The following is a 25,517-nucleotide window of genomic DNA, read 5'->3' on the forward strand; positions in this document are numbered from 1 at the left end:
TATATAATTCATATGAGAAGAGGGTAGATAGTATGAAGTTAATATGGTTGATAGTAGCAATCTTATTTGGAATAGCAGAAATGTTGACACCAAGCTTGACACTAATATGGTTTAGTGTAGGAGCGGTAATACTTATATTTTTAAGTAGCTTTATAGACAGTATATTATTACAAATTTTAATATTTGCAGTAATCTCTATAGCAATGTTGGTTGTAGCTACTAAAAAAATTGTAAAAAAAGATAAAGGATATAAGTCTAATACTAATTTACAAGCAATGATGTCTAAGAAAGGTATTGTTACAGAAGAGATTTCTCCAAATAACACAGGTCTAGTTGTAGTTGAACATGAAACATGGACGGCTATTTCTATAGATGGTGAAAAGATAGAAAAAGATGCCACAGTAGAAGTATTGAAAATAGAAGGGGTAAAACTAGTTGTTAAAAAAGTAAACGCTACAACTAGTGTTACGAATCAATAGAATAGAGGAGGATTTATAGTATGGGTACTAAAATTGTTTTAAGTATTGTATTAATTGTAGTAGTTGTAGCAATAAGTTTAACCTGCATAAGAGTTATAAAACAATCTAAAGTAGGTATAATAATGAGACTTGGTAAGTTTCAGAAAGTAGCAGAGACAGGTGTACATTTCTTAATACCATTTCTAGATAAAATGGCATATGTAATTGACTTGAGAGAAATCGTAATAGATTTTCCACCTCAGCCAGTTATAACTAAAGATAATGTAACTATGCAGATTGATACAGTTGTGTATTATAAAGTTACAGACCCAGTTAGATATGTATTTGAGATAGCAAATCCAATAGCTGCTATTGAAAACTTAACAGCTACAACATTAAGAAATATAATTGGTGAACTTGACTTAGATGAAACATTAACATCAAGAGATATAATAAATGTAAAAATGAGAACTATCCTAGATGAAGCAACAGATAAATGGGGAATAAAAGTAAACAGAGTAGAGTTAAAAAATATAATGCCTCCTCATGATATTCAAGTTGCTATGGAAAAACAAATGAGAGCAGAAAGAGAAAGAAGAGAAGCAATACTTCAAGCAGAAGGTAATAAATCAGCTGCAATATTACAAGCAGAAGGAGAAAAACAATCTGCAATATTAACAGCAGAGGCTAGAAAAGAAGCTATGGTACGTGTAGCAGAAGGTGAAAAAGAATCTGCTATATTGGTTGCAGAAGGTGAAGCTGAAGCTATAAGACAGACAGCTATTGCTAAGGCACAAGGTGAAGCTGAAATGATAAAGAGAACTCAAATGGCAACAGCAGAAGGTTTAAAACTAGTATTTTCAGCAATGAAAGAGTCTGATATTGATAATAATATTTTAGCATTAAAATCTATGGAAGCACTTGAAAAAATGGCTGAAGGTAAGTCAACAAAACTTGTTTTACCTTCAGAAGCAGTTAATTTCTTAGGAACATTTAAAGGTATAAAAGAAGTTATGAGTGATGATAACAAAGATATATTAGATGTAAAAGAAGTTCTAGGTGACAATGAGTCATTAAAAAAATAAAAGAGTTTTGTTATCGAAGGAAGGAAATGGAAATTAAAGGTCGAATTAATTAAATATAGCACAAAAATGCACGTTGAAAAGAAGAAGACTTATAGCTTTTTAAGTCTTCTTCTTTGTTTTTATTTAAAAAATGGTATTATAAAAATAAATTAACAGAATCTTTATACAATTTATACTTTACTAATATAAAAAGTGTTATATAATAATATATAAAACATGTAGGTAATGAGAATGATTTTAACTAATCATTTGTACTATTAGCATACATAGTTATAAAAGTATCAATGATACTACTAAGAAAACTAATAATTGAGTTGGAATTTCATAATTTATTGTTTAGATGACAAGAAAATAAATATTAATATAAAGATAAAATTGACTAGTGGTTATTTAAAAATTTTTATATAATTATTTTACAAAATTAGAATTATGTTTTACTATTATGAATTTAATAAATAAAAAATAAGTATGTTTATACAATATAAAAGATTTATAAAAAATGTTTTTTATGTCTATAAAATAAAATTTGTATTATTTTTTAACTGAGAATTGAATATTAATAAATACTATAGTCTTTATGGAAAATAATGTATACGTAGATAAGTCCATTATGGGGTATACATTATATCAATTGTATAGTTGGTATTATTTTATTTTTATTAAAGTATCATTTTAGCAAGATTTATACACAGCATTTATTGACTGATAGAGTTTATAAAAGTAAAAATGCAATTATAAATATTAATTACTAGATGAGGGGAGTGTCATTAAATGAAAAAAGAGATGTTAGCTATGATTTTGGCAGGAGGTCAAGGTTCAAGGTTAGGAGTTTTTACAAAGAGAATTGCCAAGCCAGCTGTGTCATTTGGAGGCAAGTATAGAATTATTGATTTTGTGTTAAGTAATTGTTCAAACTCTGGTATTGATACAGTTGGTGTTTTAACTCAATATAGACCATTGATATTAAATTCACATATAGGTATGGGAAGTCACTGGGATTTGGACAGAATAAATGGTGGTGTATATGTTTTACAACCATTTATGAATGAAAAAGAGGGAAATTGGTATAATGGTACAGCACATGCAATATATCAAAATATGGATTTTGTAGATACTTATAATCCAGAATATGTATTGATATTATCTGGTGACCATATATACAAAATGGATTATAGCAAGATGTTAAAGTTTCATAAAGAAAAAGGCTCTAAAGCTACAATAGCAGTAATTGAAGTTCCTTGGGATGAGGCTTCTAGATTTGGAATAATGAATACAAATGAAGATTCAAGTGTCTATGAATTTGAAGAAAAACCAAGCGAACCTAAGAGTAATTTGGCATCTATGGGAGTGTACATATTTGATTGGAAAATGTTGAGAAGTTACTTTAAAGAAGCAGAAAAAAATTCAGAAATAAATTATGATGATTTTGGAAAAAATTTAATACCTAAAATGTTAGAGGATAATGTTGGAATGTATGCTTATCCATTTAAAGGCTATTGGAGAGATGTAGGGACTATACAAAGTTTATGGGATGCCAATATGGATATAATAAAATCTCCAGAAACACTTGATTTAGCAGACCCTAAGTGGAAGATATATACAAATACTATGGCGATGCCTCCACAATATATAGGTAAAAATGCAAATGTTCATAGATCAATGATAGCAGATGGTTGTAGGATTTTAGGTGAAGTAGGGAACTCTGTATTATCACATGGAGTTGTTGTTGGTAAAGGAAGTAAAGTAATTGATTCAGTAATAATGCCAAATGTTGTAATAGGTGAAAATGTAACTATAGAAAAAGCTATGATAGGTGAGTGTGCAACTATAAATGATAATGTTCAGATAAAAAATGTAAATAATGAAATAAATGTAGTTTCTGAGTATGAAAATATCGAACCTAGATGCGTATTAATAGAAGGAGGTCTTTAAGATGAGAAATGAATGTTTAGGTATAATAAATTTAAACAAAAAAGGAGACCCAGCAATAAACAAACTTAATTATGGAAGACCAATAGCATCTACACCAATAGCTGGAAGATATAGAATAATAGACTTTGCTTTATCTAATATGATAAATTCAGGAATCACTAAAGTTGGAATATTCGCAAAGGAAAAATACAGATCATTGACAGACCACATAGGTAGTGGGAAAGATTGGGATTTAAGTAGAAAAAAAGGTGGCTTATCAATTTTTAGTCCAGAAAACACTAAGTACAGAAATACTTATTCACATAGAGAAGGTGATATATACACTATCTTAGCAAATCTAGATTATATAGAAAAGAGTGAAGAAGAATATATTTTAATAGCTCCTAGTTATATGCTATGCAATTTAGATTATTCTCAGGCATTAGAATACCATAAAAAATCTCATAATGATATAACTATAGTATATAAAAATGTAAATAATGCAAATAAAGATTTTGCTGGTAATTTAACTTTAAATTTAGACAGTAACAATAGGGTAATAAATGTCGGAAATAATTTGGGTAAATTCCCTAGAGCAAATATATGTATGGAAACTTATATTATGAAACGTGAAGATTTTGTAGAATGTATATATAATATTGTAAATAAAGGCAATTATTGTTATCTAGAAGAATTCATTATTGAAGAAGCAGAAAATATGAAAGTAGGAGCTTATGAGTATACAGGATATCTAAAATGTGTAAATTCTGTTGAATCATATTTTGAAATGAGCAAAGATTTATTAAATTTAGAAATTGCTGATGAATTATTGTATTCTGAAAGAAAGATATTTACAAAAGAAAAGAATGAATCTCCTACAATTTATACAGATAGTGCTAAAGTAGAAAATAGTTTTATAGCATCAGGTTGCCTAATTGAAGGGACTGTAAAAGATAGTATTATATTTAGAAAGGTCAATGTTGAAAAGGGAACAGTTATAGAAAACTCAATAGTAATGCAAAATTGTGTAATAAAGTCAAATGTAAAATTATATAATGCAATATTAGATAAAAATACAAATATATCAAATGGAAAAGAGTTAAGAGGAGATGAAAAATATCCTCTTGTAGTAGAAAAGAATACAAGTATATAAATATATTTTTTAGAAGGGGGAATGACTAGTGAAGGTTTTTTATGTAACAGCAGAGTGTTGGCCCTTTGCAAAAACTGGAGGATTAGGAGATGTTTCTTATGCATTGCCTAAAGAATTAAAAAAAGAAGGTGTAGATGTAAGGGTTATAATGCCTAAATATTCAACTATACCAAGTTATTTAAAAGATCAACTAAAAGAAATAGCTGTGTTTAGTGTACGTGTTGGATGGAGAAATCAATATTGTGGACTTTTAGAAATGGAACTGGATGGTGTCAAATTTTACTTTATAGATAATGAATTTTATTTTAGAAGGGAAGACGAAAGAAAGAGTATATATGGATATGGAGATGATGCAGAAAGATATACTTTCTTTACAAATGCTGTTTTAGAAGCTATACGTAGAATTGACTTTTATCCAGATGTAATACATATAAATGATTGGCATACAGGCATGTTACCATTGATTTTAAAAGAGAGATATGCAACCCTTGAGGGGTATAAAAATATAAAAACTATGTATACTATACATAATCTGCAATATCAAGGTGTGTTTGATAAGTTTGTTTTAGATGATATATTGGACTTACCTCAAAAATACTTTGATAATGGAGATATAGAATATTATGGCTCAATAAACTTTATGAAAGCTGGAATAAATTTTGCAGATAAAATTATAACTGTTAGTCCTACTTATGCTAATGAAATACAAACACCATTTTATGGTGAACAATTAGATGGTTTGCTTAGAAAAGAATCAGGAAAATTAAAAGGTATATTAAATGGTATAGACTACGATTTAAACGACCCTGCAAAAGATAAAGACATATTTGTTCACTATGATGTAGATTCTATTGATAAAAAGGTAGAAAATAAATTGAAGTTACAAGATATTTTAGGGTTGAAAAAAGATTCGTCTATTCCATTGATAGGAATAGTTTCAAGATTAGTTTCTCAAAAAGGATTTGATTTAATAGCGTATATGATGCCTGAACTTATGAGAGAAGACTTACAAATTGTTGTTTTAGGAACAGGAGAACATCAATATCAATCAATGTTCAATTATTATGACTCTAATTTTTCAGATAAAGTATCAGCTAGAATTACTTTTAATACATCATTAGCTCAACAGATATATGCTGCAAGTGATATATTCTTAATGCCATCGCTATTTGAGCCTTGTGGTATAGGGCAAATGTTGGCTATGAGATATGGTTCTTTACCAATAGTTAGAGAGACCGGAGGACTTAAGGATACTGTAATACCTTACAATAAATTTACTGGTGAAGGTAATGGATTTAGTTTTAAAAATTACAATGCTCATGAGATGTTTTTCTGTTTGCAAAATGCAATCAAAGTGTTTAAAGATAAAGAAGAATGGACGAAATTAGTTGAAAATGCAATGAACACAGATAATAGTTGGAAAAAATCAGCTAAGGAGTATATAGAAACATATAGAGACATATGTGATTAAAGGAGTGGTTTTTTTGGTAACAATAAGCAAAAAGAAATTCAAGCAAAAATTTGAAGTGAAAATGTATAGCTTATATGCACAATCTATCAAGGAAGCTACTGATGAACAATTGTTAAATGCACTATGTAGTTTACTGAAAGATGAAATAGCAAAAAAATGGGTTGCTACAAAGTTAGACAAGAAAAAAGAAGTTTATTATTTTAGTCTTGAATTTTTGATAGGAAGACAATTAAAATCCAATTTACTAAATTTGAATATTGAAGAAGAAGTTAGAGAAGGTTTATCAGAATTAGGAATTAATTTGGATAGTTTAATTGAAGCTGAAATAGACCCAGCCTTAGGAAATGGTGGTCTTGGTAGATTAGCAGCTTGCTTTTTAGATTCTATGGCATCCTTGAATATAAGTGGTCAAGGGTATGGAATAAGATATAAATACGGTTTGTTTGAACAAAAATTTATAAATGGTTATCAGGTAGAAGTACCTGATAACTGGCTTACAGAAGGACGATATGCTTGGGAAACTGTAAGGCCAAATGAAGCAACAATGGTGAAGTTTGGTGGAGAGGTGGAATTAGTTAAGGAAGGTAGTCATTTAAAAGTAATACATAAAAACTACCTTCCTGTAATGGCAATGCCTTATGATATACCGATAATTGGGTATCAAAATCAATGTATAAATACTTTAAGATTGTTTAAAAGTGAGATACCAAAGAGAGATTTTGGTGAACTTACTTCAAATGCTCTAAATTATTCTGGTAGTTATGAAGAGGCTTTAAAACATAAGTATTATACTGAGGAAATATCACAGGTGCTATATCCAGATGATTCAAATTATGCAGGAAAGTTATTGAGATTAAAACAAGAATACTTTTTTGTGAGTGCAGGTATACAAGATATAATAAGAAAATATAAAAAGAACAAATTGGATATCAACAATTTATTTGATAAGGTAGCAATTCATATAAATGATACACATCCTACCTTATGTATACCAGAACTCATGAGAATTTTGCTTGATGAAGAAGACTTATCTTGGGATGAGGCATGGCAAATAACTAAAAAAACAGTATCTTATACTAATCATACTATAATGTCAGAAGCTATGGAAAAATGGCCTGTAAGTATGATGAAAGAGCTATTACCAAGAATTTATATGATAATAGAAGAAATAAACAGAAGATATGTAGAGGAATTAAATAATAAAGGATATGACCAAGATAGAATAAATAGAATGAGTATAATACACTGGGATAACATCAACATGGCAAACTTATGTATTGTCACAAGTCATAGTGTAAATGGAGTTGCTAAGCTTCATACTCAGATTCTTGAAACTGAGGTATTGAAAGATTTCTATCAAGATGAACCAAATAAATTTAATAATAAGACTAATGGAATTGCACATAGACGATGGCTTATAAGTTCAAATCCTCAACTTAGTAATTTAATTACAGATTTAATTGGTGATTCGTGGAAGAAGGATACTTTACAATTAAAGAATATTGAAAAATTTAAAAATGATTCTTCTGTTTTACAGAGACTTGATGATATAAAATACGATAATAAAGCAAATTTAGCAAAGTTTATAAAAGGTAAATATGATTTAAATATCGACCCAAGTTCAATATTTGATGTTCAAGTTAAGAGATTACATGCTTATAAAAGACAGTTGTTGAATATATTTAATGTCCTTCATATGTATCATGAGTTGCTTGATAATCCTAATTTAAATATTGACCCGAGAACTTTTATATTTGGTGCAAAAGCTGCACCAGGATATTATTTAGCTAAGTGTATAATTAAATTTATAAATTCTGTTGCAAGTACTATAAACAATGATGTTAGAGTAAGGGACAAGTTAAAAGTAGTATTTTTAGAGAATTATGGAGTATCATTAGCAGAGATAATAATACCAGCAGCAAATGTTAGTGAGCAAATTTCAACTACAACAAAGGAAGCATCTGGAACAAGTAATATGAAGTTTATGATGAATGGTGCTATAACTTTGGCTACACTTGATGGTGCAAATGTAGAAATATGTGAACAAGTGGGTAAAGAAAACATGTTTTTATTTGGGCTTAGTGCAGAACAAGTATTGAATTATAATAAGTATGGTGGATATTCTTCACTTGATTTATATCATTCTAATATGAATATAAAAAGAGTCGTAGATGATTTAATAAATGGATTTATTCCTAATCTAGGTGAAGAAGGAAGAAGTATTTATAATTCACTTACTACTTACAATGATGAATATTTTGTATTGAGAGATTTTGAAAATTATGGTCAAGCTCAGGCTGATATAAATAGATTATATAGAGATAAAGAAAAATGGAATACAATGTCTTTGATTAACATAGCTAACTCGGGATTTTTCTCTTCAGACAGAACAATTTCTGAATATGCAAAAGACATTTGGTTTAAAAGGGTGTGATTAGATGCAAGATATAATAGAATATAACTCTTGGGATAAAAATTTTAAGGCTCCGTTTGGAGCTTTAAAATTTGATGAGGAATTGACAATTTATGTTAAAGTAAATGAAGGCTATAATGTCGATTCTATTTCCCTAGAAATAAATAAAGAAGAAGAAATGAGAACAATAACTTTAAATGAAGAATTCGGTAATGACAAACTTGGAAAGTGTTTTTGTTGCAAGATGGAAAGACTTGAAGAGACAGGTATTTATTTTTATTATTTTAAAGTTGATGTTGAAGTGGATGGTAATAAAAAAACTGTATTTTATGGAAAGAATAGAGAAAATGGATACTCTTGTGAGTATAATTATAATGATATTAATAAATATCAAATCACTGTTTATAAAGATTTCAAAGTGCCAACATGGTATAAAGAAGGAATACTTTATCATATATTTGTAGACCGATTTAATAATGGTAACCGAAATGGTAAGGTTGATAATCCTAAAAAGAATAGCTTTATATATGGTAATTGGGAAGATACACCTATGTACATAAAGGATAGTGAAGGTGATATTGTAAGATGGGACTTCCATGGTGGTAATTTAAAAGGTATAATTAATAAGCTTGGCTACCTAAAAAAACTAGGAGTAAGTATATTATATTTAAGCCCTATATTTGAAGCATCTAGTAATCATAAGTATGATACTGGAGATTACAAAAAGATTGACCCAATGTTTGGAGATGAGGATATATTTAAGGAGCTTATCAATAAAGCAAAAGAAAAAGATATATCAATAGTATTAGATGGCGTTTTTAGTCATACTGGAGCAGATAGTAAATACTTTAATATGTATGGAAACTATAATAGTCTAGGAGCATACCAATCAAAAGAATCTCCATATTATTCATGGTACATGTTTGAAGAATTTCCTCAAAAGTATAAAAGTTGGTGGGGTGTCAAGACATTACCAAATATAAATGAATTAGAAAATACCTATATGGATTATATAATATATGACAAAGATAGTGTTATAAATAAGTGGATAGATATGGGTGTTAAGGGTTGGAGATTGGATGTTGCAGACGAATTACCAACTAAGTTTATAAGAGAGTTAAAAAAGGAACTAAAAAAAGCTGACGATGATTCAATTCTTATAGGAGAAGTTTGGGAAGATGCATCAAATAAGATTAGTTATGGTCAAAGAAGAAGTTATCTATTAGGAGAAGAATTAGATTCTGTTATGGGATATCCTTTCAGAAACAACATGTTTTCTTTTCTAAAAGGAGAAATTAACTCATATGAACTTTGTAATAGATATATGGAGATTAAGGAGCATTATCCAAAAGAATCATTTAAGTCTAATTTAAATTTAATTGGTACACATGATGTTACAAGAGCTAAAACTGAATTAGGTGATGATGTGGATTTAATGAAGCTTGCAGTAGCTATACAGATGACATTTGAGGGTGTACCATATATATACTATGGAGATGAAGCAGGTCTTTGTGGAGGCGTTGACCCAGATAATAGAAGGACATATCCATGGAAAAATGAAGATGAAGATATACTTAGTTTTTATAAGGATATTATAAAAATTAGAAATAAAAATAAACTTTTAAACTCAGGAGATACAGAATTTATATATACTGGAAATGATTCTGTATTCGCTTTTATTAGATTTAATGAAAATAATGATAGAATATTAATTTTGGTAAATAGAAGTGAGAACACTGAAAGAATATCATTAAATATAGATGGTAGTTTTATTGAAGAAATAACAATAAAATATAGCCCTAAAAATGTAAATGATACAATAAATATTGAAAGTAATGAATTGAAAGTTGATTTAGAAGCTAAATCATTTGGAGTTTTTAGTGTAAATTAAATATGTGAGTTAAAATATAAATAGAAAGTAAAAATGTAGAAAAAGTTTTGATAAATCAAAACTTTTTCTACATTTTTTGTTTAAATTATTATAAAAATTTTAGTATTTTAAAATCTTACAAAGAAGTATAAAAAAATTGATAATTGTGATATTATATAAATTAGTAAGATAAAACGTAACCTCTCTACCAAAGTTGTAGGGAGATTTAACTTTTATAATCTTAATATGGAGGAACGTCTTATGAAGGTAGATCCACTTACAACTCAAGTATATGACTATATATCAAAGAAAATCCAAAATGGAGAGTATGAAGCTAATCAGAGAATTACTGAATCAGAGATTTGTAACTCTATAGGAGTTAGTAGAACACCAGCAAGGGAAGCACTAACGAGGTTGGCAGGTGAAAATTTACTAGAAAAGATACCTAATAAAGGGTTTGTGGTAAAAGAATTTCAAGAAAAGGAAAAACTAGATACCTACTCTGTAATTGGAGCATTGGATGCGTTAGCAGGTTCTTCAGCATTACAAAATTTAACTGAATCAGACTTAGTAAAAATGGAAGAATTAACAGAAATGATGACAATATCTATAAAGTATAAAAATTACAGTAACTATTTAAAATTAAGTAATGAATTTCATGATATATACATAGCTAAATCAGAAAATCAAGTGTTAATAAACTTATTGAATTCTTTAAGATATAATTTTATGTCAAAGTCATATACTAGTAATAATGAAGATGAGTTATATAAAATGTTGATATACAGTAATAATCAACATATTGAGGTAGTCAAATTTATGAGAGAAAATGATTTAGAAAATGTTGAAAGAATTTTGAGGGAACATTGGAAAACGATACCGATATCAGAGATGGAATAAAGAGAAGCTTTTACAAAGCTTCTCTTTATTTTTTATAGTATTTTACTGTTTCTTAAGTAATTATTAATGAAAAAATAAGCATAAAATTAATTAAAGATATAATTAATTTTATATTGCTGTTTGTATAGTAATATAGTATTATTTTAATGCAAAATATAAAGGGGGAGATTATATAAAAACATATTTTTCAATAGGTGAAGTATCTAAGCTTTTTGAATTATCAATAAAAACTTTGAGATATTACGATAAAATAGGTATACTAAAACCAGCATATGTAAATCAAGAAAATAAATATAGATATTATTCAAGAGAGCAGTTTATGAGTATAGATGTAATTAAGTACTGCAAGATTATGGGGATGACTCTTGAAGATATAAAAAAATTGATTGACTCAGATGGTTCAATAGAATCTATGTTGAATACAATTAATGAACAGAAAAAAATGATAGAAAACAAAATAAAAGAATTGTCATATGTAAAAAAATACTTAAATGATATAGAATCTAATGTAAATGAATTATTGGAATACGGTTTAAATCAGGTGTTTATAAAGTACAATAAAGAAAGAAAAGTAAGTGTATATAAGTGTGATTCAAAAGATGAAGTTGAGTTTGAGATGTATCTTAGACGTGTTATTTTACATATTCAAGATAAGTATAACGATGTCTATCCTATAATATCAGGTAGTATTTCTTATGAAAAAGTAATTAAGGAAGGAGATACATTATTGTATGATAACATAGTAGATTTTACAAGGAGAGACAATTATGAAAATGAATATATTTTGCCAGAAGGAGAATATCTAACTATCTTATATGATGATAATTGGAATAATGCATATGATTATTATCAAAAAATAATAGATTATACTAAGGATAACAATATAGAAATTGTTGGTGATTTTAATGAAATATGGATACTCTCTAGAGTAGACTCAGATTCGAAAGAAAAGACATTAGTTCAGTTAGAAATAAGAAAAAAATAGTATACAAAAAAACTTGACTCTCCCCTCAGAGGATATATTAATATTTTATATAGTGGAATAATAATTATCATAATAATATATAGAGGGGAGATTTATAATGATAAAAAAATTTTTAGAATATGCTGTACCATCAGCTCTTGCTATGTTTGTATCGTCATTTAATACTATATTAGATGGAATATTTTTGGGTAAAGGACTAGGTGATGCAGCACTTACAGCTGTTAGTATAGTGGTACCTCTTGTTATGGTATTTTTAGGGTTATCCAGTTTAATGGCAGTTGGAGGAGGAGCATTAGTATCAAAAAACTTTGGTTCTGGAGATGATGAAAGGGCTATAAATATATTTAGGCAAGTTATAAAAGTTTTAATATTGGGTAGTGTATCTCTTACAATATTTTGTATACTTTTTTCAAATCATATTGTTAGATTTATGGGAGCAACTGAAAGTTTGGTTGGATTATCTGCTGAGTACTTAACCTTTTATGCTGTTTTTTGTCTTCCAAACTTATTAGGACTTGTTTTCTGTAGCTTTTTAAGAAATGATGGAAGACCAAAACTTGCAATGATAGCCACTTTGTCAGGGACAATTTTTCATATAGCTTTGAATTATATATTTATATTTAAACTTGGATTTGGTATAAAGAGTGCAGCAATCGCAAGTGGATTAGGTCAGTTATCAACACTAATGATAATGCTACCTCATTTTGTATTTAAGAAAGGTAAATTGTCTTTTGGTTCAGTTAAAATAGAAAAAGATGTTTTAAAAGAACTATTTACAATAGGATTTCCTTCATTTTTTGCAGAATGTGCTTTTTCAATTATAATACTTGCACACAATATAGTTTTAACAAGAGTAGTTGGAGAGGTAGGTCTTTCAGCTTATGCTGTAGTAAACTATATAACTACAAATATTTATAATCTCCTAATGGGGATAACTTTGGGTGTTCAACCACTTATAAGCTATAATTTTGGTTCTAAAGAAAGTAATAAAATGTTAAGTTATTATAGTATGGCAACGAAGATGAGTATTTTTGTGTCTGTAATATTTACAATAGTGTGCTTCTTGTTTGGAAGAGAGATTATAAAAGTATTTACAAGTGATGAAGAAATTATTTTAATGGCATATATTGCACTTAATATGGCTAATATAGCTTACCTTATGATTGGAAAAAATTTAACAACAACTATGTATTATCAAGCAATAGAAATGCCAATACATTCTAATATTATAGGGGCTTTGCGTTCAATTTTGCTTTTACCTATTATATTGATTATTTTTTCTAAATTATTTGGAGTAAATGGAATATGGGTAAGTATGGCTATTTCAGAGCTTTTAACAGTTTTGATTATAAGTAAAGCAGTGAATATAAAGGAATGTACAAAAAATGCTATAAGTTTATAGCATTTAATATTATAAATTATATGAGTAAGAGTTGTCTTAAAGCTGACCTTTTTAATCAAATTTTAAGTTCAACTCTTTTATATTTTTTATAAAAAATTTCCTAATTCATACAACACTCAACAGGAATGTGTTATTTGATGATATATTTAAATATAAGTATAGGTATCCTTTTTCTTAAATATATAAAATACTGCCACAATGAATCCAAGAGCTTCTGCTACAGGAACTGCCATCCAAACACCAAATTCTCCAAATATATTAGGAAGAATAAGAATAGCACCTACAATAAAAATGAAAGTTCTTGAAAATGATATAATGGCTGATGTCTTTCCATCTGAAAATGCGGTAAACATTGCAGAAGCAAAAACTCCTAATCCCATAATAATAAAAGATAGGGAGTAAATAGAAAATCCATGAAGTGTAATATCATAAACACTACTATTTACTGGAGTGAAAATTGTGATTGCTTTTGTTACTGTCAAATGAATCAAAAAGTTTGCTAATACTGTACTTATAAGCAAAAAAACAATACTGTTTTTAAATATACTCTGTAACTGCTCTTTGTCATCATTTCCATATTTGAAACTTATGACAGGTGCAATTCCATTAGAATATCCAAAATAAAGAGCAGTGAATATATATTGAAAATAAAGTATGATTGTAATGGAAGCTACACCATCTTCTCCATAAAATTTTAATAGAACATAATTAAACAAAAAAGTTGTTACAGCATTTGCTAAATTTGTTACCATCTCAGATGAACCGTTTGTACAAGATTTTATAAGTACTTGCCAATCCATTTTAGGTTTTACAAAGCATAATGAATTTTTTTTAGATGTAAAGAAAAATAACAAGCCCACGATTGCAGGAATACAATAACTTATTCCTGTAGCAATTGCGGCACCATTTACACCTAGATTCAAGGGTGCCATAAAAATATAATCTAAGACAATATTTGTAATACCAGCTAATAAAGTAACGGCTAATCCTAATGTTGGTTTTCCTACTGTAACAAAGAACGTTTGAAAAGCTGTTTGAAGAAAGAAAGCTGGAGCAAATGAAAATATAATTTTTGCATAACAGATAGTTAAGGGAGACTGAATGGGACTTACACCTAAAAGTGAAATAATTTCATCAATGAAAACATTCCCTAGAATCGCAATCAAAATTCCTATTAAAACCTCTATAACAATTAAAAAACTAAGATTTTCCTGTGCCTCTTTTTGTTTACCTTCGCCTAATTTTCTTGCAACTATTGCACTACCGCCAGTTGCAATCATAATTGCGATTGCCATTTCAAAGCATATTGCAGGATAAAACATATTAACAGCAGATAAAGCAGTTGTGTCAATTAATCGTGATACAAACATTCCATCAACAATAATATACATAGATAAACTAATCATCATCACAATGTTAGGTATTGCAAATTGTAATAATGAACAAAAGGAAAATTTTTTAGCCAAAACATTATTCATTATTGATTTCCTCCTTGAGTAATTCATAATATTTTGTGTTACTCACAATTAGCTGATTTATCAATTCTTCACCTAATTCTTCCATTACATTTTCTTCCATTTGAAGTAATGGTTTTAATATTTCGCGAGCGAAATCACTTCCTTTAGGTGTAAATGTAATCAATCGTTCCCTTTTATTTTCTTCATTTGGAGTAATTAAAATATAGCCCTTTTTTTCAAAATCAAATAAAATTCCATGAACTGTTTGTTTAGGTAAAGCCCACCAATCACATATTTGTTTTTGAGTGCATGTCTTAAAATCGTACAAGGTATATAAAACAACCAAAGAATTGTAATTCAACTTATTCTTTTTCGCCCATATCCTATATAAATCTAATGTACTGCTTAAAGCAGAGTTTACAAGTCTGATTTGTTTTCTAATATCCATAACATCCTCCTAATAGTACTAATCGGTACTTTATGTAGTATAGTACTAATTAGTACTATTGTCAATAAGAAATAAAAAGAAACAAAAAATATCTTCCTTAACTATTTGTCATTCTAAATAAGGTTGTTTTGTCATATCAAGACACTTTTATTCGTTGTAAATCTTTCTTTTGTGTTTCGTTATTTTCCTAGTAAGTGTAGTACATATGTGAATAATCTTAATTTTGTATCTGTTTTTGTTTATAAGAATAGAATTTATTTCATCAAATAAAAAAAATTTAATAAATTTTAACAGCAAATAAAAATACAAAAATAGGAAATTTATTTAGTCTAACTAAACTAGAAATTTTGACATGTGAAATCAGAATAATATAAAAGTTTAGTAATAAAATACTTACAACTTAAAAATATTAAACTCAAAAGCTTAGTAAATCTCAAAAAAATAGAAATGCTAAAAAAATAAAAAACAAAAAAGTTTATAAATACTAATTTTAAAAAAAATTAATATAAACAATAAAAAATAAAAAAGTTTAAAAATATTGACATTACTAATGTGTGAGTTTTTGGATAGAGCCAAAAAAACACTTGTAAAAAGTCTTGGATATTAATATAATAAATATCATGAGTTTAATAAAAGTAAAAATAAAAAATAGAAATAATAAATAAAAATACAATAATTATTTTAATATAGAGAGGGGATGAATTCAAAATCATGGATAGTGAGTTTGCAAATGCGGTTGAATTAAGCTATGAATGTGCTCCATTATTAGAGTCTTTAAAGGAATACTCAGAAAAAAATATAGCTTGTTTTGATGTGCCTGGACATGTAAAAAATAGAGGTGTAGATATATTAAATAAATATCTAGGTGAAAATCTCATGAAAATGGATATAAATTCATCACCAACTATGGACAATGTATCTGCTCCAAATAGTGTTATAAAAAATGCACAGGATTTGTTGGCACAAGCATATACCGCTGATGAAGCATTCTTTATAACCAATGGTACAACTCAGGCAATACATGCAATGATTTTAAGTGTGATAAAACCAGGTGAAAAAGTATTACTTCCAAGGAATATACATAAATCAGTGATAAATGCACTAATACTCTGTGGAGGAATACCAATATTTATACAGCCAGAGTTTGATGAACAGTTAGGCATAAGTTTAAATATTACTCTTAAAAAAATTAAAGTAGAGATAGAAAAAAATTGTGATATAAAAGCATTGTTTTTCCTTAATCCAACTTATTATGGTGTTTGTGCGGACATTGAAAATATCATAGAGCTATGTCATAAAAATAATATTTTGGTACTAGTGGATGAAGCTCATGGAGCTCATTTTCCATTCCATTTAGATTTACCTCCTTCTGCAATAGGCTTGGGAGCTGATATGGTAGCCGTAAGCATACATAAAACTGGAGGAGCATTGACACAGTCTTCAGCACTTTTATTGAATAGAGATAATGTGAAGTTCGAAAAAGTTCTTCAATCAATAAACATGCTACAGTCAACATCTGCATCTTATTTGCTTATGGCAAGTATAGATGGTGCTAGAGCAAATCTAGTTGAGAATGGGGAAAAGCAACTATCAAAAGCATTAAACTTATCTAGGTATGCAAAATCTAGATTAAACAAAATTGATGGAATAAAAGTCTTATCTACTGAAATGCTAAAGCAAAAAGGTGCTAAATTTATAGACGAAACAAAACTATGTATAAACGTGAAAGAATTAAATTTAACAGGATTTGAAGTCTATGATTTATTGTATAAAAATTTTTCAATTCAAGTGGAATTAGGAGATTCATACAATATTCTTGCACTTGTGTCTATTGGAACGAACAAGTCTGATATTGATAGATTAGTGAAAGCACTTTCAATAATTGCAAAGGTCTATAGAAAAGAAACTGCATTAAATGAGTTTAATATGGTTCAAATAAATCCAACCATTAAGCTTAATCCGAGAGAAGCTTTTTATGCACCAAAAGAAAGTGTAGAAATTGATTCGTGTATAAATAGAATTTGCGGAGAATCAATAATGGCATATCCACCAGGTATACCAATTGTTGCTCCAGGAGAATTGATAACAAAAGAAATTATGGAATATATTATCTTCTTAAAAAGTAGTAATGCATATCTAACAGATGTGCAAGATAAAAACTTAGATAGAATACTTGTAATAAAATAAATTGATTTATTTAGAAAAGATAAGAATAGATTAAATATGTAGAGGAGTTGGGATTGAAATGAAATTTGAAACACTAGGAAGACATATACTAGTAGAATATTATAATTGTGATGAGAATGTACTCAAAGACCCACGTCTTATAGAAAATTTTATGAATGATTCAGCATTAAATGCAAAAGCTACAATCGTTGATTCTGTATTTCACCATTTTAATCCTTGGGGTGTTTCAGGTGCCGTTATAATTGCAGAATCTCATTTAACAATACATACTTGGCCTGAATATGGTTATGCAGCAGCGGATTTTTTCACTTGTGGTGATATAGACCCATGGAAAAGTTTTGAATTGTTAGAACAGCTTTTAAAGTCAGAAAGAAGTGAGTCTACAGAAATTCCAAGAGGTTTGACTACAAAAATAAAAAAATATTCAAAAAAAGATTTAGGTAAGATTACTCATAAACCAGAAGCAGTATAAATGTAGAATATATGAGAGAAAGTGAGGATTACTATATGGAACTTTGGTATACAGAAGAATGGACAGAGAATGTAAGATTTTCTATAAAAGTAAATAAACATTTGTTTGAGGGGAAGTCTCAATTTCAGAGAATAGATGTATTTGAGAGTGATGAATTTGGAAAGTTTCTAACAATAGATGGGTTAATGATGGTAACAGATAAAGATGAATTTATATACCATGAGATGATAACTCATGTTCCTATGTCTACAAATTTAAACATAAAAAAAGTATTAGTAATAGGTGGGGGTGATGGCGGAACTGTAAGAGAATTAAGCCGTTATCCACAAATAGAAAAGATTGATATGGTCGAAATAGATAAAATGGTTGTAGATGTATCTAAAGAGTATATGGATATATGTTCATGCAAATTAGATGATGAAAGAGTAAATTTATATTTTGAAGATGGTGTTAATTTTGTTAAATGTGCCTCTGATAAATCTTATGATTTGATAATAGTAGATTCAACTGACCCAATAGGACCAGGAGAAGGTCTTTTTTCAACTGATTTTTATACAGATTGCCATAGAATACTGAGTGATGATGGAATTTTGGTAAATCAAAGTGAAAGTCCTTATTTTGATTTTAATGCTAGGGAAATGAAAAGAGCTAATAAGAAGTTAAAAGAGATATTTCCAATATCTGAAGTCTATCAAGCACATATACCAACATACCCATCTGGTCATTGGTTGTTTGGTTTTGCTTCGAAAAAATTTAGTCCAATAAAAAATCAAGATAGGGATGGATGGGAAAAATTAAATTTAAAAACTAAATATTATAATAGTAATATACATTTAGGTTCGTTTATGTTACCTCAATATGTAAAGGAGATGTTAGATGAACAATAATTTCTATTACATGAATACCTTTATGAGTATGGACAAAAATTATGAAGAATCTAATCTTATAGTATTTGGTGTTGGATTCGATGGAACTACTTCAAATAGACCAGGAGCTAGATTTGCAAGTGGTTATATGAGAAAAGAATTTTATGGTCTTGAAACATATAGCCCGTTTTTAGATTTGGACTTGGAAGATTACAGTATATGTGATTATGGAGACTTAGAAATAAGTGTAGGAAGTACAGAAAAGGTATTAGAAGAAATATATATAGAAACATCTAAGATTGTTAGAGATTCAAAAGTTCCATTTATGATTGGAGGAGAGCATTTAGTTACACTACCAGCTTTTAAAGCAGTGTATGAAAAGTATAATGATATATATGTAATTCATTTTGATGCTCATGCAGATTTAAGAGAAGAGTATAATAATAGCAAAAACTCTCATGCAACAGTAATTAAAAGGGTATGGGATGTTGTAGGAGATAATAAAATATTTCAATTTGGTATAAGGTCTGGTACAAAAGAAGAATTTAAGTTTGCGACAGAACAAAAGCATACATATATGGAAATTGGAGGAATAAACACTTTTGAAAATATAATTAATATGTTGAATGGAAAGAACGTTTATTTAACTGTAGATTTAGATATACTAGATGCATCTGTATTTCCAGGAACAGGTACACCAGAACCTGGTGGTATAAATTATAGAGAATTTCAAGAAGTTTTTAGAATCATAAAAAACTCTAATATAAATATCGTTGGTTGTGATATTGTAGAGTTAAGTCCTGATTATGATACTACAGGTGTATCAACAGTTATAGCCTGTAAAATATTAAGAGAGTTATGCTTAATAATATCTGATAAAATTAAATAGAGTAGTTTTTGATAGTAATATATTATAATAAAAGAAGTTATTTTAAAAAGATGTTTTGAATTGTCTTTTTTAAAGTAACTTCTTGTTTTTGTAACGTATTATAAGTATAATGAACAACAAAAAAGAGCCTACTATAGCTCCTTTTCTAAAATATATATATTTAAATTAAATAATTATATTCTATTCACGTTTTCAGCTTGAGGTCCTCTATTACCTTGAGTTATATCAAAGCTAACCTTTTCGCCTTCTTCTAAAGTTTTGTATCCATCATTTTGTATAGCTGAGAAATGTACGAAAACATCGTCTTCTCCCTCTACAGATATGAATCCAAATCCTTTTTCATTGTTAAACCATTTTACTATTCCGTTTTTCATTATAAGAAAACCTCCGCTTTATTAAAAAATACAAACTAAAAAAATAAGTCTGTTCTATTAATATAGCATAAAATTTAAATAAAAGCAAATAAAATTTTTAAAAAGATTAATTAATTTTAGAATTTAAAAAAAATTGTTAAATGATGCAAAAATAAGTAGTATAAAATCGTACAAAAATATGAATATAAGGAATAAATTTAATATCAAAAAATGTAATAAAAAGGAATGTGAGTAAAAAACGTAATTAAATTTTATAATAAAAAATATTATATATTCGATTAAAAATTTGAAATAAAAATAGTGAAATTTCAGAAATATCAATATTATTATATAATCAAATGAAAAAACATTGTATATATTCGATAAAATAAAATTTAAACATATAATATTTTATGTATATATTAATAAAAGGAAATATTATGTTATAATGGTATCGTATAAAATCATTTACGGGGGTGGTATTAAAATGTTTCAATTTGAAACACAAATACACAAATTAAGACATGATGTTTTAACTGCAATAGCTAGACTTGGAAAAGATGATAACCTTACAAGAGAAGCAATGGATAATATTCAATATGAAATAATAAAAGGTGAGAAACCTACATACAGATGTTGTGTTTATAAAGAAAGAGCTATAATATCTGAGAGAGTAAATGTAAGTATGGGATTAGAGCCAGGTCAAGATAAGATAGATTTAGATACAATGGATATAGGAGAAGATGAACAAATTATATATATTTTGGAGGCTGCATGTGATAGTTGTCCAATAAATGAATTCACAGTAACTGATATTTGCAGAGGCTGTCTAGCACATAGATGCAAAGAAGCTTGTAAATTTGGTGCTATAACACATGTCGGAGGAATGGCTTACATAAATCATGAATTATGTAAGGCTTGTGGAATGTGTAAAAAAGCTTGTCAATATGATGCCATCTCAGAGGTTGTTAGACCATGCAAGAGTGTATGCCCAACTAATGCCTTAGGATTTGATAGAGAGAATATGAAAGCTATGATACATGAAGATAAGTGTTTAAACTGTGGTGCATGTATGTCAGCATGCCCATTTGGAGCAATATCTGATAAAAGTTTGATAGCTCCTGTAGCTAGAAAATTAGTTCAAAACGAAAAAATGTATGCAGTAGTAGCTCCTGCTATAACAGGTCAAGTTGAAGCAAATGTTACATATGGTCAAATAAAGAATGCTATAAAATCATTAGGATTTGTCGATGTACTAGAAGCAGCTTGTGGAGCAGATGCAGTTACAGTTCATGAAAGTTTAGAGTTTGCTGAAAGAATGGAAAAAGGAGAAGCTTTTATGACAAATTCTTGCTGTCCAGGATTTGTTGGTTACATAGAAAAGACATTCCCAAATCATGTAGGGAAAATATCTTCTACAGTATCCCCTATGATAGCTAGTGGAAGATTTATAAAAAGTTTTGAGCCAGATGCTAAAGTTGTATTTATAGGACCATGTACAGCTAAAAAAAGTGAGGCAGCTAAGAAAGAATTAAAAGGAGCAGTGGATTATGTACTGACTTTTGAAGAAATAATGGCATTATTTGAAGCATTTGATATAGACTTAGCTAAGTGTTCAAATGAAGATATAGATGATGCATCAATATTTGGAAGAGGTTTTGGAGCTGCTGGTGGTCTTACAAAAGCTATAGAGAATTATCTTGCTGAAAAAGGTATAGGTGTTAATTTTGAACCTGTAAAGATTTCTGGTTCAAGAGAAATCAAGAAAACTATGACTATGGCTAATTTAGGAAAATTAGAAGGTAATTTTATAGAAGGAATGATGTGTGAAGGTGGATGTATAAATGGTTCTGGTAAGTTCTTATCAGGTGCAAAGGTTAAAGCCACTTTTGATAGAAAAAATTCTCAATCAACTAAGAAGAGTGTTTTAGCAAATACAAAGATAAAAGATTTTAGTAAAATAAATTTAGAAAAATAAAAAGAGAAATACATATAATTAATAGAGTTGTTCTAAGTTGCAGTTTAACTTTTGGACAACTCTATTTTTATTTATATATTTGGTTATTTAGTAATTTAAAACAAAAACTATATGCACTTAAAATAAAAATTACATATATAATATTTTGTATATAACTTAACAAAGTATATGCCTGTGTTATAATAATTTATGGAAATAAATAAAAATACAATATACATAATAGTAGAAATATAGCGAAAAAGATGTGATTTATGGGGAGGATTACTTATGTTTGAGTTCGAAACGCAACTAAAAAGGTTGAAGCATGAAGTTTTAACGGCAGTAGCAAGATTAGCGATTGAAGAAAAATTAACAAAAGAAAATATAGAAAAAATTCCATATGAAATAATTAAAGGAGAAAAGGCCAGATATAGATGCTGTGTCTATAAGGAGAGAGAAGTAGTTCTTGAAAGAGCACAACTTGCATTAAGTTTAACACCAAATAGTAAATATGGAGATATAAATCCTGATTTAGTTAATTTAGATACGGATGAGCAAATTATATATATAGTAGAAGCAGCATGTGATAGATGCCCAATAAATGAATTTACAGTTACAGAACTTTGTAGAGGTTGTCTAGCTCATAGATGTAAAGAAGCATGTAAGTTTGGGGCAATTTCTTACATAAATGGAAGAGCATATATAAATCATGATTTATGCAAAGCTTGTGGAATGTGTAAAAGTTCATGCCAATACGATGCTATATCTGAAGTTGTAAGACCTTGTAAGAGTGTCTGTCCAACAGGAGCATTGGATTTTAATAGAAATACTATGAAAGCCATGATACATGAAGATAATTGTATAAATTGTGGAGCTTGTATGTCAGCATGTCCATTTGGAGCAATATCTGACAAAAGTTTGATAGCACCTGTTGCAAAAAAACTTGCAAAGAAGGAAAATATGTATGCAATAGTAGCTCCAGCTATAACAGGTCAAATTGATAGCAATATTACATATGGACAGTTAAAAAATGCTATAAAGTCGTTGGGGTTTGTAGATATGATAGAAGCTTCTTGTGGGGCAGATGCGGTTACAGTTCATGAAAGTAATGAATTTATTGAGAGAATAAAATCTGGAGATGATTACATGACAAATTCATGTTGCCCTGGATTTTTTAAGTACATAGAGAAGATGTTCCCTGATGAAAAAGATAAAATATCATCTACAGTATCTCCTATGATAGCAACAGGAAGATTAGTAAAAAAATTTGATTCTGATGCTAAAGTTGTATTTATAGGACCATGTACAGCCAAAAAGAGTGAGGCAACAGAGACATACTTAAAAGATGCAGTAGATTATGTGCTTACTTTTGAAGAGTTAATGGCATTATTTGAATCATTTAATATAGATTTATCAAAATGTTCGAATGAAGATATAAATGATGGGTCAATTTTTGGAAGAGGATTTGGAGCATCTGGAGGTCTTACTAAATCAATACAGAACTATATTACTGAGAAGGGAATTAGTTTTGATTTTGAACCTATAAAAGTATCTGGTCCAAGACAAATTAAAAAAACAATGACAATGGCTAAATTGAATAGACTAGAAGGTAATTTTATAGAAGGAATGATGTGTGAAGAAGGTTGTATTAATGGAGCTGGTAAGTTTTTATCAGGTGCTAAAGCTAAGAATACCTTTGATAGAAAAAATGGACAATCAACTAAAAAAAGTGTTTTATCTAATGATAAAATTAAAGAATTTGAAGATGTAACTTTAGAAAGATAGACTTAATTTTTATAAAAAGAGCAGTACAGTTTATAACTATATTGTTCTTTTTTTTAATGCCACAAATATGCCTAGAATTTGCCCTGTTTATATGTGTATTTTACTAAGTCAGGATTGTTATACTATAAATATGAAATAAATAAAATTTATAGGAGACTTTGGATGAAGAGAATAATATTAAGAGACATCATGTTTTTTGTTACTACATTATCTGTAATTGCAATATTATTGATTGTAGTAAATGTAACTACTAATGGTAAGATAAAATCAACAAGTGAATCTTATTTAAAGAGTGACAAAAATAGTGTAAGTCAAAATAATATTAAGAGTAGCACAAAAAATACTGCATTTAAGACTACTATACTAAGCACTGGTAAGTCAGACTGCATACTAATTGAGATAGGTGATAAAGTCATAATGATTGATACAGGAGAAGATAAAAATGGAAAACAAATAGTCGATAAATTAAAAGAAAAAGAAATAAACACACTTGATTATTTGATTTTAACTCATTTAGATAAGGACCATATAGGTGGAGTCGATAGTGTACTATCTAGTGTCAAAGTAAAGAATCTGATACAAGCAAATTATAAGAAAGACAGTAAACAATATGATGAGTATATTGATTCACTTAAAAAAGCTGATGTAGAACCAGTAGTGCTTAAGGAAAAAATGAATCTTGTAATCAGTAATGCAGAAATAAGTATACAACCAGCTTCAAAAAGTGAGTATGAGGGTTCAAATGATTACTCAATAATGACTAGTATAAATTATGGAGAACACAAATTTTTGTTTGCAGGAGATGCAGAGGAAAAAAGGTTGGCAGAATTTATAAGTGAAAATACTTTGAAATATGATTTTGTTAAAATCCCTCATCATGGGAGATATGACAAATTAACTGAAGCATTTTTAGACTCTATATCCCCAGAATATGCTGTTATAACTTGTTCAGAGAAAAAAGCTCCAGAAGAGGATGTCTTAAAAATATTAGAAAAACTGAATATAAAAACATTTTTGACTTCTGATGGAGATGTAGCCATCAATAGTGATGGCAAGGTATTGAGTGTAAGCCAATAATTTTTTTGAGAAAATCTCTAAAAAAATTTTAAAAAATCATTAGCAAATATTACCCCTTAAACATAGTATATTTTAGGAGCTGAAACTCCACATACAAAATTACTAGGAGGTAACATATTATGTTGGATAGATTTTTTGGTGAAGGCGGATTTGGCGGATGTGCTTGGTGGATAATAATATTATTCTTCTTATTCTTAGCATTCCAAGACTGTTGGGCTGAGATGGACTTATGTGCATGGATACCTTTCTTAATAGTATTATTAATACTTTGTGAATGCGGTGACGTTTTTGATGGAGGATGTGGATGCTAGAAAAATCAATTTAGATGATTTAACGAAGCTTATGGTGGGTATAAGTAAAATACCAAACCAATCACAA

21 protein-coding genes are annotated in these 25,517 nt (G+C 28.5%); 18 read left to right on the forward strand and 3 right to left on the reverse strand.

Annotated features, from left to right (window positions below):
• Positions 1-32 precede the first annotated feature (32 nt).
• The 10 genes from ACTG48_RS05065 (at position 33) to ACTG48_RS05110 (ending at position 13,648) form a co-directional block, all read left to right on the forward strand.
• Complete coding sequence (locus ACTG48_RS05065; protein WP_479918293.1) at positions 33-479, forward strand: NfeD family protein; 447 nt, start codon at positions 33-35, stop codon at positions 477-479.
• A 20-nt stretch (positions 480-499) separates the two neighbouring features.
• Positions 500-1,543: an SPFH domain-containing protein gene (locus ACTG48_RS05070; RefSeq protein WP_021383684.1), complete on the forward strand. Its 1,044-nt coding sequence runs from the start codon at positions 500-502 to the stop codon at positions 1,541-1,543.
• Between the two features lie 771 nt (positions 1,544-2,314).
• Entirely contained in the window at positions 2,315-3,475 is a 1,161-nt protein-coding gene (locus ACTG48_RS05075) for a glucose-1-phosphate adenylyltransferase (protein ID WP_021383694.1), read from the forward strand.
• Position 3,476: 1 nt separating this feature from the next.
• Positions 3,477-4,607: a glucose-1-phosphate adenylyltransferase subunit GlgD gene (glgD, locus tag ACTG48_RS05080; protein ID WP_021383704.1), complete on the forward strand. Its 1,131-nt coding sequence runs from the start codon at positions 3,477-3,479 to the stop codon at positions 4,605-4,607.
• A gap of 28 nt (positions 4,608-4,635) precedes the next feature.
• Positions 4,636-6,078 carry a glycogen synthase GlgA gene (gene glgA, locus ACTG48_RS05085; protein WP_021383699.1) on the forward strand — a complete coding sequence of 481 codons (1,443 nt, stop codon included), beginning with the start codon at positions 4,636-4,638 and terminating at the stop codon, positions 6,076-6,078.
• Between the two features lie 13 nt (positions 6,079-6,091).
• Entirely contained in the window at positions 6,092-8,512 is a 2,421-nt protein-coding gene (locus tag ACTG48_RS05090) for a glycogen/starch/alpha-glucan phosphorylase (protein ID WP_479918294.1), read from the forward strand.
• Between the two features lie 4 nt (positions 8,513-8,516).
• Positions 8,517-10,382, forward strand: a complete 1,866-nt coding sequence (locus tag ACTG48_RS05095; protein ID WP_479918295.1) for a glycoside hydrolase family 13 protein — start codon at positions 8,517-8,519, stop codon at positions 10,380-10,382.
• Between the two features lie 240 nt (positions 10,383-10,622).
• Positions 10,623-11,261: a GntR family transcriptional regulator gene (locus ACTG48_RS05100; RefSeq protein WP_021383687.1), complete on the forward strand. Its 639-nt coding sequence runs from the start codon at positions 10,623-10,625 to the stop codon at positions 11,259-11,261.
• A 190-nt stretch (positions 11,262-11,451) separates the two neighbouring features.
• Entirely contained in the window at positions 11,452-12,246 is a 795-nt protein-coding gene (locus ACTG48_RS05105; protein WP_479918775.1) for a MerR family transcriptional regulator, read from the forward strand.
• Between the two features lie 97 nt (positions 12,247-12,343).
• On the forward strand, positions 12,344-13,648 hold the full coding sequence (locus tag ACTG48_RS05110) for an MATE family efflux transporter (protein ID WP_479918296.1): 1,305 nt from the start codon (positions 12,344-12,346) through the stop codon (positions 13,646-13,648).
• A gap of 146 nt (positions 13,649-13,794) precedes the next feature.
• Here the strand turns inward: ACTG48_RS05110 and ACTG48_RS05115 are convergent, their stop codons facing one another.
• Together ACTG48_RS05115 and ACTG48_RS05120 are read right to left on the reverse strand one after the other, a co-directional pair.
• Entirely contained in the window at positions 13,795-15,126 is a 1,332-nt protein-coding gene (locus tag ACTG48_RS05115; protein ID WP_479918297.1) for an MATE family efflux transporter, read from the reverse strand.
• Complete coding sequence (locus tag ACTG48_RS05120; RefSeq protein WP_479918298.1) at positions 15,119-15,553, reverse strand: MarR family winged helix-turn-helix transcriptional regulator; 435 nt, start codon at positions 15,551-15,553, stop codon at positions 15,119-15,121. The genes ACTG48_RS05115 and ACTG48_RS05120 overlap by 8 nt, the downstream gene beginning before the upstream one ends.
• Before the next feature lie 711 nt (positions 15,554-16,264).
• Here ACTG48_RS05120 and ACTG48_RS05125 point away from each other — a divergent pair.
• The 4 genes from ACTG48_RS05125 to speB are packed head-to-tail and all read left to right on the forward strand — an operon-like array spanning position 16,265 to position 19,967.
• The gene (locus tag ACTG48_RS05125; RefSeq protein ID WP_479918299.1) at positions 16,265-17,740 is read left to right on the forward strand and encodes an aminotransferase class I/II-fold pyridoxal phosphate-dependent enzyme; all 1,476 of its coding nucleotides are present in this window, start codon (positions 16,265-16,267) and stop codon (positions 17,738-17,740) included.
• Positions 17,741-17,798: 58 nt separating this feature from the next.
• Positions 17,799-18,212 (forward strand): adenosylmethionine decarboxylase, encoded by a 414-nt coding sequence (gene speD / locus ACTG48_RS05130; RefSeq protein ID WP_003418655.1) that lies wholly within the window; start codon positions 17,799-17,801, stop codon positions 18,210-18,212.
• A gap of 35 nt (positions 18,213-18,247) precedes the next feature.
• A complete protein-coding gene (gene speE, locus ACTG48_RS05135; RefSeq protein ID WP_021383695.1) occupies positions 18,248-19,099 on the forward strand; it encodes a polyamine aminopropyltransferase in 852 nt (283 codons plus the stop codon).
• Positions 19,089-19,967: an agmatinase gene (gene speB / locus ACTG48_RS05140; RefSeq protein WP_021383698.1), complete on the forward strand. Its 879-nt coding sequence runs from the start codon at positions 19,089-19,091 to the stop codon at positions 19,965-19,967. The genes speE and speB overlap by 11 nt, the downstream gene beginning before the upstream one ends.
• 173 nt (positions 19,968-20,140) lie before the next feature.
• Here speB and ACTG48_RS05145 read toward each other — a convergent pair whose 3' ends face one another.
• Positions 20,141-20,341, reverse strand: a complete 201-nt coding sequence (locus tag ACTG48_RS05145; protein WP_003418660.1) for a cold-shock protein — start codon at positions 20,339-20,341, stop codon at positions 20,141-20,143.
• A gap of 466 nt (positions 20,342-20,807) precedes the next feature.
• Between ACTG48_RS05145 and ACTG48_RS05150 the strand changes: the two genes are divergently transcribed.
• From ACTG48_RS05150 to ACTG48_RS05165, 4 genes are all read left to right on the forward strand, one after another.
• Positions 20,808-22,298: a 4Fe-4S dicluster domain-containing protein gene (locus ACTG48_RS05150; protein ID WP_479918300.1), complete on the forward strand. Its 1,491-nt coding sequence runs from the start codon at positions 20,808-20,810 to the stop codon at positions 22,296-22,298.
• 267 nt (positions 22,299-22,565) lie between these two features.
• Complete coding sequence (locus ACTG48_RS05155; protein ID WP_021383683.1) at positions 22,566-24,062, forward strand: 4Fe-4S dicluster domain-containing protein; 1,497 nt, start codon at positions 22,566-22,568, stop codon at positions 24,060-24,062.
• Positions 24,063-24,224: 162 nt separating this feature from the next.
• The gene (gene blaAHM / locus ACTG48_RS05160) at positions 24,225-25,139 is read left to right on the forward strand and encodes an AHM family subclass B3-like metallo-beta-lactamase (RefSeq protein WP_479918301.1); all 915 of its coding nucleotides are present in this window, start codon (positions 24,225-24,227) and stop codon (positions 25,137-25,139) included.
• Between the two features lie 119 nt (positions 25,140-25,258).
• On the forward strand, positions 25,259-25,450 hold the full coding sequence (locus ACTG48_RS05165) for a hypothetical protein (RefSeq protein WP_021383686.1): 192 nt from the start codon (positions 25,259-25,261) through the stop codon (positions 25,448-25,450).
• Positions 25,451-25,517: the final 67 nt, after the last annotated feature.

It is taken from the genome of Clostridioides sp. LIBA-6822, from assembly GCF_056688955.1.

Excerpts from the sequence above, each read along its gene's own strand:
- blaAHM (WP_479918301.1), top strand. The coding sequence starts at position 24,225 with ATGAAGAGAATAATATTAAGAGACATCATGTTTTTTGTTACTACATTA.
- ACTG48_RS05100 (WP_021383687.1), top strand. The coding sequence starts at position 10,623 with ATGAAGGTAGATCCACTTACAACTCAAGTATATGACTATATATCAAAG.
- glgD (WP_021383704.1), top strand. The coding sequence starts at position 3,477 with ATGAGAAATGAATGTTTAGGTATAATAAATTTAAACAAAAAAGGAGAC.
- ACTG48_RS05165 (WP_021383686.1), top strand. The coding sequence starts at position 25,259 with ATGTTGGATAGATTTTTTGGTGAAGGCGGATTTGGCGGATGTGCTTGG.
- ACTG48_RS05145 (WP_003418660.1), bottom strand. The coding sequence starts at position 20,341 with ATGAAAAACGGAATAGTAAAATGGTTTAACAATGAAAAAGGATTTGGA.
- ACTG48_RS05125 (WP_479918299.1), top strand. The coding sequence starts at position 16,265 with ATGGATAGTGAGTTTGCAAATGCGGTTGAATTAAGCTATGAATGTGCT.
- speE (WP_021383695.1), top strand. The coding sequence starts at position 18,248 with ATGGAACTTTGGTATACAGAAGAATGGACAGAGAATGTAAGATTTTCT.
- ACTG48_RS05120 (WP_479918298.1), bottom strand. The coding sequence starts at position 15,553 with ATGGATATTAGAAAACAAATCAGACTTGTAAACTCTGCTTTAAGCAGT.
- ACTG48_RS05115 (WP_479918297.1), bottom strand. The coding sequence starts at position 15,126 with ATGAATAATGTTTTGGCTAAAAAATTTTCCTTTTGTTCATTATTACAA.
- speD (WP_003418655.1), top strand. The coding sequence starts at position 17,799 with ATGAAATTTGAAACACTAGGAAGACATATACTAGTAGAATATTATAAT.
- ACTG48_RS05075 (WP_021383694.1), top strand. The coding sequence starts at position 2,315 with ATGAAAAAAGAGATGTTAGCTATGATTTTGGCAGGAGGTCAAGGTTCA.
- ACTG48_RS05150 (WP_479918300.1), top strand. The coding sequence starts at position 20,808 with ATGTTTCAATTTGAAACACAAATACACAAATTAAGACATGATGTTTTA.
- ACTG48_RS05155 (WP_021383683.1), top strand. The coding sequence starts at position 22,566 with ATGTTTGAGTTCGAAACGCAACTAAAAAGGTTGAAGCATGAAGTTTTA.
- ACTG48_RS05095 (WP_479918295.1), top strand. The coding sequence starts at position 8,517 with ATGCAAGATATAATAGAATATAACTCTTGGGATAAAAATTTTAAGGCT.
- ACTG48_RS05110 (WP_479918296.1), top strand. The coding sequence starts at position 12,344 with ATGATAAAAAAATTTTTAGAATATGCTGTACCATCAGCTCTTGCTATG.
- speB (WP_021383698.1), top strand. The coding sequence starts at position 19,089 with ATGAACAATAATTTCTATTACATGAATACCTTTATGAGTATGGACAAA.
- ACTG48_RS05065 (WP_479918293.1), top strand. The coding sequence starts at position 33 with ATGAAGTTAATATGGTTGATAGTAGCAATCTTATTTGGAATAGCAGAA.
- ACTG48_RS05070 (WP_021383684.1), top strand. The coding sequence starts at position 500 with ATGGGTACTAAAATTGTTTTAAGTATTGTATTAATTGTAGTAGTTGTA.